The 8755-nt window shown below is 64.0% G+C and carries 7 protein-coding genes and 1 pseudogene; all 8 read left to right on the forward strand.

Features of this window, described 5'->3' with window-relative positions; all coding sequences use genetic code 11:
- On the forward strand, positions 1-1155 hold a 1155-nt coding region (locus VGG53_RS08985), incomplete at its 5' end, for an MCE family protein (protein ID WP_331517698.1).
- Positions 1152-2192 (forward strand): virulence factor Mce family protein, encoded by a 1041-nt coding sequence (locus VGG53_RS08990; protein ID WP_331517699.1) that lies wholly within the window; start codon positions 1152-1154, stop codon positions 2190-2192. The genes VGG53_RS08985 and VGG53_RS08990, both read left to right, overlap by 4 nt.
- Complete coding sequence (locus tag VGG53_RS08995) at positions 2189-3625, forward strand: virulence factor Mce family protein (RefSeq protein ID WP_414688924.1); 1437 nt, start codon at positions 2189-2191, stop codon at positions 3623-3625. Before VGG53_RS08990 ends, VGG53_RS08995 begins: the two co-directional genes overlap by 4 nt.
- A complete protein-coding gene (locus VGG53_RS09000; RefSeq protein ID WP_331517700.1) occupies positions 3622-5226 on the forward strand; it encodes a virulence factor Mce family protein in 1605 nt (534 codons plus the stop codon). Before VGG53_RS08995 ends, VGG53_RS09000 begins: the two co-directional genes overlap by 4 nt.
- On the forward strand, positions 5223-6392 hold the full coding sequence (locus VGG53_RS09005; RefSeq protein ID WP_331517701.1) for a virulence factor Mce family protein: 1170 nt from the start codon (positions 5223-5225) through the stop codon (positions 6390-6392). The genes VGG53_RS09000 and VGG53_RS09005 overlap by 4 nt, the downstream gene beginning before the upstream one ends.
- Entirely contained in the window at positions 6386-7945 is a 1560-nt protein-coding gene (locus VGG53_RS09010; protein WP_331517702.1) for an MCE family protein, read from the forward strand. Before VGG53_RS09005 ends, VGG53_RS09010 begins: the two co-directional genes overlap by 7 nt.
- 130 nt (positions 7946-8075) lie before the next feature.
- On the forward strand, positions 8076-8528 hold the full coding sequence (locus VGG53_RS09015; protein ID WP_331517703.1) for a universal stress protein: 453 nt from the start codon (positions 8076-8078) through the stop codon (positions 8526-8528).
- An 84-nt stretch (positions 8529-8612) separates the two neighbouring features.
- A pseudogene (locus VGG53_RS09020) lies at positions 8613-8755 on the forward strand (cyanate hydratase); the annotation flags it as partial.

An 8755-nucleotide genomic window follows, 5' to 3' on the forward strand; every position in this document is an offset into this window, starting at 1 on the left:
GCCCGGTCGGGTTTGGTGATGGATCCGGGTTCCAAGGTCACCTACAACGGGGTGGAAGTTGGCCGGGTGGCCAGCATTTCGGAGATCCAGCGCGACGGCAGGCCGGCGGCCGAGTTCGTCTTGGATGTGGATCCGAAGTACATCAGGCTGATTCCGGCCAATGTGGACGCCGATATCCAGGGGACCACGGTGTTCGGCAACAAGTACGTGTCGTTGACGTCACCGAAACACCCAATGCCGCAGCGTATTTCACCGCGACATGTAATCGATGCCAGGTCGGTGACGACGGAGTTCAATACGTTGTTCGAAACCCTGACCTCGATCGCAGAGAAGATCGACCCGGTCAAGCTGAATCTGACGTTGGCCGCGGCCGCGCAGGCGTTGACCGGGTTGGGCGACAAGTTCGGGCAGTCGATCATCAACGCCAACGCGATCCTCGACGACGTCAATCCGCAGATGCCACAGATCCGGCATGACTTTCAGCAGCTGGCGGCGCTCGGTGACATCTACGCCAACGCCGCACCGGATCTGTTCGACTCCCTCGAAAATGCGGTGATCACGGCGCGCACGCTGCACCGGCAGGAAGCCGACCTGGATGCCGCGTTGTTGGCCGGGACCGGGTTGGGCAACACCGGCGAAGACATCTTCCGGCGCGGCGGGCCCTACCTGCAGCGGGGGCTCGCCGATCTGCTGCCCACCGCTCAGCTGCTCGACACCTACAGTCCCGAGATCTTCTGCACCATCCGCAATTACCACGATGCGGAACCCAAAGCGTACGAGACGGTTGGCGGCGGCAACGGCTACGCGCTGAAAACAATGACCGAACTGATGTCGGGGTTGGGCGGCATCCTGACTCTCCCGGGGCTGGCCGGCGCGGTGGGCACAATGGGAGTTCTCGGGCTGGCCGGGCTGGTGGGCGGGGCGCCGAATCCCTATGTCTATCCCGACAATCTGCCCCGGGTGAACGCTCGCGGTGGCCCGGGTGGTGCGCCGGGTTGCTGGCAGCCCATTACCCGTGAACTGTGGCCGGCGCCGACGCTGGTGATGGACACCGGCGCCAGTCTGGCGCCCTATAACCACGTCGAGGTCGGCTCACCCTGGGCGGTCGAATACGTCTGGGGTCGTCAAGTCGGGGACAACACGATCAACCCATGAAAGTCACCGGCATGGCAATCAAACTCGGCATCGTCTCGGTGGTGCTGCTGTTCCTCACCGTGATGATCGTCGTGGTGTTCGGTCAGATGCGCTTCAACCGCACCTACGGCTACTCAGCGGAGTTCAGCAATGGCAGCGGGCTGCGCGAAGGCCAATTCGTCCGCGCCTCCGGTGTGGAAATCGGCAAGGTCAAAAACATCAAGCTGGTCGCCGACGGCCATCGGGTACGGGTCGACTTCGATGTCGATCGCTCGGTCTCGCTGTATCAGTCGACGACCGCGGAGATCCGCTACCTCGGCCTGGTCGGTGATCGCTATGTCGAACTCAACCGTGGCGCGGGTGAGGGTGCTGACCGGGTCTTGCCGCCGGGCGGATTCATCCCGCTGTCGCACACTTCACCGGCGCTGGATCTCGACGCCCTGCTCGGTGGATTCAAGCCGCTGTTCCGTGCGCTTGATCCGGAGAAGGTCAACACGATCGCGTCGGCCATCGTCACCGTGTTTCAGGGTCAAGGCGGCACCATCAACGACATCCTCGACCAGACCGCGGAAGTGACCGCCCAGATCGCCGACCGCGACCAGGCGATCGGCGAGGTGATCAAGAACCTGAACATCGTGCTGGACACGACGGTCAAACATCGGATGGAGTTCGACCAGACCGTCGACAACTTCGAGAGACTGATCACCGGGCTGAACAACCACGCCGATCCGCTTGCGGCCGGCACGGCGAATATCAGCGACGCTGCCGGAACGGTTGCCGACCTGCTGGGCGACAACCGCGCTCTGGTGCACAAGGAGCTCAACTATCTGCAGGATCTTCAGCAGCCGCTCGTCGACCAGCGTGATCAGCTCAGCGAGCTGATCCACAAGACGCCAATCGTATTCAACCTGATCGGGCGCAGCATCGGCCTCTACGGAGACTGGGTGAACTTCTACCTCTGCGACCTCACGATCAAGTGGAACGGGCTCCAGGCGGGCGGCCCGGTTCGCACGGTCAGGCTCTGGCAGCAGCCCACGGGTAGGTGCACGCCGCAATGAGATCCCTGCAACCTCCCAACCGGGTGCGCATCGGAGTCATGGGCGCGCTCATCTTGGCGCTGGTCGTTGTCGTGGGTCAAAGCTTCACCAGTGTCCCAATGCTTTTCGCCCAACCCACTTACTTCGGGCAGTTCGCCAACACCGGCCAACTCAGCAAAGGTGCCAAGGTCCGCATCACCGGCGTGGTCGTCGGCAAGGTGGAGGGCCTCGAGATCGACGGCGACCACGTCGTCATCGAGTTCTCGACCGGCAGCAACACCATCGGCACCGAGAGCCGACTGGCGATCAAGACGGACACCATCCTGGGCAAGAAGGTGCTCGAGATCGAGCCGCGGGGAGCCCAGACGTTGCGGCCCGGAGGCACCATACCGCTGGGCCAGAGCACCACCCCCTATCAGATCTACGACGCGAATTCCGATATCACCAAAGCCGCGGCGGGCTGGAACATCGACACCGTCAAGCAGTCGCTGAATGTGTTGTCGCAGACGGTCAATCAGACGTACTCGCATCTGAGTCCCGCCCTCGACGGTTTGGCCAGATTCTCCGACGCCATCGGCAAACGCGACGAGCAGCTCACCCATCTGCTTGCGCAGGCCAACAAGGTGGCCAGCGTGCTCGGTGACCGCAGCGAACAAATCAACCGGCTGCTGGTCAACGCGAAGACGCTGCTTGCCGCGTTCAACGAACGCGGACGGGCCATCGACGCACTGCTGGGAAACGTTTCCGCATTCTCGGCTCAGGTGCAAAACCTCATCAACGACAACCCGAGTCTGAATCCGGTGCTGGAGCAGTTGCATGCCATCAGCGACGTGCTGGTGGCGCGCAAGGACGACCTGGCTCAAAGCCTGAAATATGTCGGCCAATTCGCCGCATCGCTAGGTGAAACCGTCTCGTCGGGACCGTATTTCAAGATAGTCCTGTCCAACTTGCTGCCGTATTGGATCTTGCAGCCGTGGGTGGATGCCGCGTTCAAGAAGCGTGGTATCGACCCGGAGGACTTCTGGCGCAACGCCGGGTTGCCTGCGTTTAAATTCCCCGACCCCAACGGCGCCCGGTTCCCCAACGGCGCGCCGCCGCCGGCGCCGCCGGTGCTCGAGGGCACCCCGGATCACCCGGGACCCGCCGTGGCACCGGGCTCGCCGTGCTCGTATGCGCCGCCGCCGGAACTGCTTCCGCGGCCGGGTAATCCGATGCCGTGCGCGGGTATCGATCAAAACCAGGGGCCGTTCGGGCCCAACGGGCCGTACCCGGCGTTGCCCGACGTCGCGTCCTCGCCGCCGAACCCGAACGGTCTGCCCCCGACTCCGGGGATCCCGATCGCCGGGCGCCTCGGGGCGCCGGCGCCAGACGTGCCCGGCACACCGGTGCCGATGGCGCCGGGACCGCCCGGCGCGCGCACCGAGCCGCTGGGGCCAGGAGGTGACCAGAATTGAATGGCACCTCGTTGTTCGGCAAACTGCGGCCGCGGAGATCGGTGATCATCGGCGCGCTCGGCGTCGTGCTGGCGCTTGTCCTCGCGTTCGTTGGATTCCAGTTGTACAACAAGTTCACGAATAACACTGTGGTGGCCTACTTCCCGGCTGCCAATGCCCTGTATGCCGGCGACCGGGTCGAGATCATGGGCATTCGGGCGGGCTCCATCGACCAGATCGAACCGGCCGGCGACAAGATGAAGGTGACCTTCCACTACGCCAACAAGTACAAGGTGCCCGCCAACGCATCGGCGGTGATTCTCAACCCCACCCTGGTCGCATCGCGAAGCATTCAATTGGAGCCACCCTACAAAGGTGGTCCGGTGCTGGGCGACAACGCGGTGATCCCGATCGAACGCACTCAGGTGCCCACGGAGTGGGACCAACTTCGCGGCAGCGTCGCCAACATCATCTCCAAGCTCGGCCCGACCCCCGAGCAGCCCAAGGGACCGTTCGGCGAGCTCATCGAGTCGTACGCTGATGGGCTGGCCGGCAAGGGCAAGCAGATCAACACCACGCTGGACAGCCTGTCCCGGTCGTTGACCGTGCTGAACCAGGGCCGTGGCGACTTTTTCGCGGTGGCACGCAGTTTGGCGCTGTTCGTCAACGCCCTGCACAAAGATGACCGGCAGTTCGTCGCGTTGAACACCAATCTGGCCCAGTTCACTGACAACCTGACCAACTCCGATCAAGAGTTGGCCAACGCGATACAGCAGTTCGACGGTCTCCTCGCGACAGTGCGCCCGTTCCTCGACAAAAACCGCGAGGTGCTGACGCACGACATCGACAACCTCGCCACGGTGACCACCACGCTCGTGCAGCCCGAGCCGCTGAATGGTTTAGAGACCGGACTGCACGTCCTCCCGACGCTGAGCGCAAACCTCAGCGAGATCTACCACCCGTCGCACGGCGCGGTGATGTCCATTCCGGCGATCCCGAACTTCACCAACCCAATGCAGTTCCTCTGCAGCATGATTCAGGCCGGCAGCCGGCTCGGCTATCAAGAATCCGCCGAACTCTGTGCGCAATACCTCGCACCGATTCTCGACGCGATCAAGTTCAACTACTTGCCGTTCGGGCTCAATCTGTTCAGCACCGCCGAGACGCTCCCGAAGGAAGTCGCCTACTCCGAGGATCGGCTGCACCCGCCGAATGGGTACAAGGACACCACCGTTCCCGGGATCTGGGTACCCGATACGCCGTTGTCCCACAAGAACACTCAGCACGGTTGGATTACCGCGCCGGGCATGCAGGGGGTGAAGGTGGGACCGATCACGGCCGCCCTGTTGACCCCGGAATCGCTGGCCGAACTCATGGGCGGCCCCGACATTGCACCGGTTCAGTCAAACCTGCAGACCCCGCCGGGACCGCCGAACTCGTACGACGAGGCGCCTGGCCCGGCGCCCTTCATTGGCGTCCCCGGCAACCCGGGACCGATCCCGCCGCCACCGCCGGGGCCGGGCGTGGTCCCGGGTCCGGTCGCACCGACGCCTGTGTCCGGGCCGGCGCCAGGACCGCCGCTACCCGCCGAGGCGGGCGCTTCGACAGGACCGGGCTCGTGAAACGCGTGTTGAGCACTCGGTTCCTATACCGGGCCCGGCAGGGGTTGGCTCTGCTGGTGGCCGGGCTTGTGCTGAGCTCGTGCGCGAGCTGGCACGGAATCGCGAATGTGTCGATGCCCGGCGGCCCGGGCAGCGGAGCCGGCTCTTACACCGTCTACGTGCAGATGCCCGACACGCTGGCCCTGAACGACAACAGCCGGGTGCGGGTGGCCGATGTCTTTGTCGGCACGGTGCGTGGGATCACGTTGTCGAACTGGGTCGCCACGTTGAGGCTGAGTTTGGACAAGAGCGTCAAGTTACCTGCAAACACCGCCGCCAAGATCGGGCAGACCAGCCTTCTGGGTTCTCAGCATGTGGAGCTTGCCGCGCCACCGGATCCGTCTCCGAAGCCATTGAAGAACGGTGACACCATCCGGCTGACGAATTCGTCGGCGTACCCCTCGACGGAGCAGACGCTGGCCAGTCTCGCCCTGATCTTGCGCGGCGGCGGCATCCCGAACCTCGAATCGCTGCAGAACGAGATCTATAACGTCGTGAACGGCCGGGCCGGGCAGATCCGTGCCTTCCTCGGCAAGCTGGACACCTTCACCGCCCGACTCGACGAGCAACGCGGTGACATTGTTCGAGTGATCGACTCAACCAACCGGCTGTTGGCCTACGTCGCTTCCCGCTCGGACGTTCTGGATCGGGTGCTCACCGAATTCCCGCCCCTGATCAAGCATTTCGCCGACAAGCAGAACCTTCTGATCAACGCTGTCGACGCGGTTGGCCGGCTCAGCCAAGTCGCCGAGCAATACCTGTCCGCCTCGCGAGGCGACCTCCATCAGGACCTGCTGTCGCTGCAGTGCCCGCTGCGGGAACTCGGCCGCGCCGCACAGTATTTGATCCGCGCACTCAAGCTGATCCTCGTCCAGCCGTTCGATCTCGATGCCGTGCCGAAGTCGTTCCGCGGTGACTATTTCAACCTGTCGCTGACGCTTGACCTGACGCTGAGCGCCGTCGACAACGCGGTACTCACCGGGACCGGATTCTCGGGAGCGCTGCGTGCGCTCGAGCAGTCGTACGGCCGTGACCCCGCAACGATGATTCCCGACGTCCGGTACACCCCGAACCCGAACGACGTGCCCGGCGGGCCGCTGGTCGAAAGGGCGGACCGGCAATGTTGACCCGTTTCGTCTGGCGTCAGCTGGTTCTCTTCACCGTGCTGAGTGTGGTCACAGCGATTGCGCTGGGCTGGTACTACCTGCGGATTCCGACTGCGGTGGGGATCGGCCAGTACACGCTCAAGGTCGCCCTGCCCACGTCGGGCGGACTGTACAGGACGTCCAACGTGACGTATCGCGGTGAAACCATCGGCAAGGTCACCGCCGTCGAGCCGACCGAGGCCGGTGTGCAGGCGACCATGAGTATCGCCAGCCGGTACAAAATCCCAGTCGACGCGACGGCGAACGTGCATTCGGTGTCGGCGATCGGTGAGCAGTATGTGGATCTGGTGTCGGAAGGCACTCAGGGCCGCTACTTCTCGCCGGGACAGACCATTACCAAAACCACTGTGCCCGTTGAGATCGGGCCGACGTTGGACGCCGCCAATCGCGGGCTGGCCGTGCTGCCGAAGGACAAGATCGCCTCGCTGCTCGATGAGACCGCCCAAGCGGTCGGCGGGCTGGGGCCCGCGCTGCAACGACTCGTCGACGCGACCCAGGCGATCGCCGGTGACTTCAAGGCCAACATCTCCGATGTCAATGACATCATCGAAAACTCCGCACCGATCCTGGACAGCCAGGTCAATTCGAGCGACGCAATCGGGCGCTGGTCGCACAATCTGGATGTTCTGTTCGCGCAGACCGCGGAAAACGACCAGCACCTGCACAGCATCCTGACCCAAGCGGCGCCGACCGCGGATCAGGTCAACTCGGTGTTCAGCGATGTCCGCGAGTCGCTTCCGCAGACGCTGGCGAATCTCGAGATCGTGCTCGACATGCTCAAGCGCTACCACAAGGGCGTCGAGCAACTGCTGGTATTCCTGCCGCAAAACGCTGCGGCCGCCCAGACGGCAACAGTGGCGTTCCCGGGCTACGCCTCGCTCGACACCGCGCTGACGATCAACCAGCCCCCGCCCTGCACGACCGGCTTTCTCCCCGCACCTCAGTGGCGGTCTCCGGCAGACACCAGCCTGGCGTCGTTGCCGTCCGGAACGTATTGCAAGATCCCGCAAGACATTCCGGCCAACACCGTGCGCGGGGCACGCAACGTTCCGTGTGTCGATGTCCCCGGTAAACGCGCTGCGACACCGCGGGAATGCCGCGACCCCAAACCGTACGTTCCGTTGGGCACCAACCCGTGGTACGGCGACCCCAACCAGATCCTCAACTGTCCGGCGCCCGGTGCTCGCTGTGACCAGCCGGTGAACCCGGGTGTGGTGATACCCGCGCCGTCGATCAACACCGGCCTCAACCCGGCGCCTGCCGACAGGCTGCCGCCGGGAGGGCAGACGCCGCCTCCCGTCAGCGATCCGCTGCAGCGGCCGGGATCGGGGTCCGTGCAGTGCAACGGGCAACAGCCAAACCCCTGCGTTTACACCCCTGGCGGGCCTGCGACGGCCGTCTACAGCCCACAGAGCGGCGAACTGAAAGGGCCCGACGGCACCAAGTACGCGGTCGAGGATTCGAGGAAAACAGGAGAGGACGGATGGAAAGACATGCTGGCGCCGGCCGGCTGAATGTTGACACTGACCGCACGCATGTGGGTATTTCGACCGGGTTGCCGCCGGAGAGGCGATTAAAGTCGTCCGTGGCGGCAAACTGGTTGCTCGCAGTTCCGACCACCAAAAACGAGGCTGTGGAGGGCACATGACGACCTATCAGACTGTGGTGGTCGGCACGGACGGCTCGGCGTCTTCGCTGCGCGCGGTCGAACGTGCCGGCAAGATTGCCGCCGAGTCCAACGCGAAGCTGATCATTGCGACGGGCTACCTGCCGGAGAAGGACGACTTACGCGCTGCCGACATCCTCGGAGACGAGGGCTACAAGGTCTCGGGAAACGCACCCGTTTACGCGATGTTGCACGACGCACACGATCGGGCAAAGGCGGCGGGCGCGACCAGGATCGAGGACCGGCCGATCAAGGGTGCTCCAGTTCATGCGCTGGTGGACCTTGCTGAGGAAGTGGGAGCCGACCTACTGGTGGTCGGCAATGTCGGCCTGGACGCGCGATCCGCAATCATCGGACGGGTGTTTTCGATACCTGGTGCTGTGGCTACCCGGGCCAAAATCGACGTGTTGATCGCTCACACGACCGGCTGACCCGGCCGATCCGGTTGCGGAGTGATATCGCATGCGGCGCCGAATCCGAAAGAGGTCTATTGGTCAGAATCCGGTGTCAGGGCGATGCTGGTAACCATGACTCGAAACGAGATCACCGAACAGATCGTGCTCGCCCGCCTGGCCAAGGGCCTGACCTGGCAGGAGCTGGCCGACGCCATCGATCGACCGGTCGTGTGGACCACCTCGGCACTACTCGGCCAGCAGCC

The sequence above is a fragment of the Mycobacterium sp. genome, from assembly GCF_036490025.1.
GTDB lineage: Bacteria > Actinomycetota > Actinomycetes > Mycobacteriales > Mycobacteriaceae > Mycobacterium.

Excerpts from the sequence above, each read along its gene's own strand:
- VGG53_RS08990 (WP_331517699.1), top strand. The coding sequence starts at position 1,152 with ATGAAAGTCACCGGCATGGCAATCAAACTCGGCATCGTCTCGGTGGTG.
- VGG53_RS08995 (WP_414688924.1), top strand. The coding sequence starts at position 2,189 with ATGAGATCCCTGCAACCTCCCAACCGGGTGCGCATCGGAGTCATGGGC.
- VGG53_RS09010 (WP_331517702.1), top strand. The coding sequence starts at position 6,386 with ATGTTGACCCGTTTCGTCTGGCGTCAGCTGGTTCTCTTCACCGTGCTG.
- VGG53_RS09015 (WP_331517703.1), top strand. The coding sequence starts at position 8,076 with ATGACGACCTATCAGACTGTGGTGGTCGGCACGGACGGCTCGGCGTCT.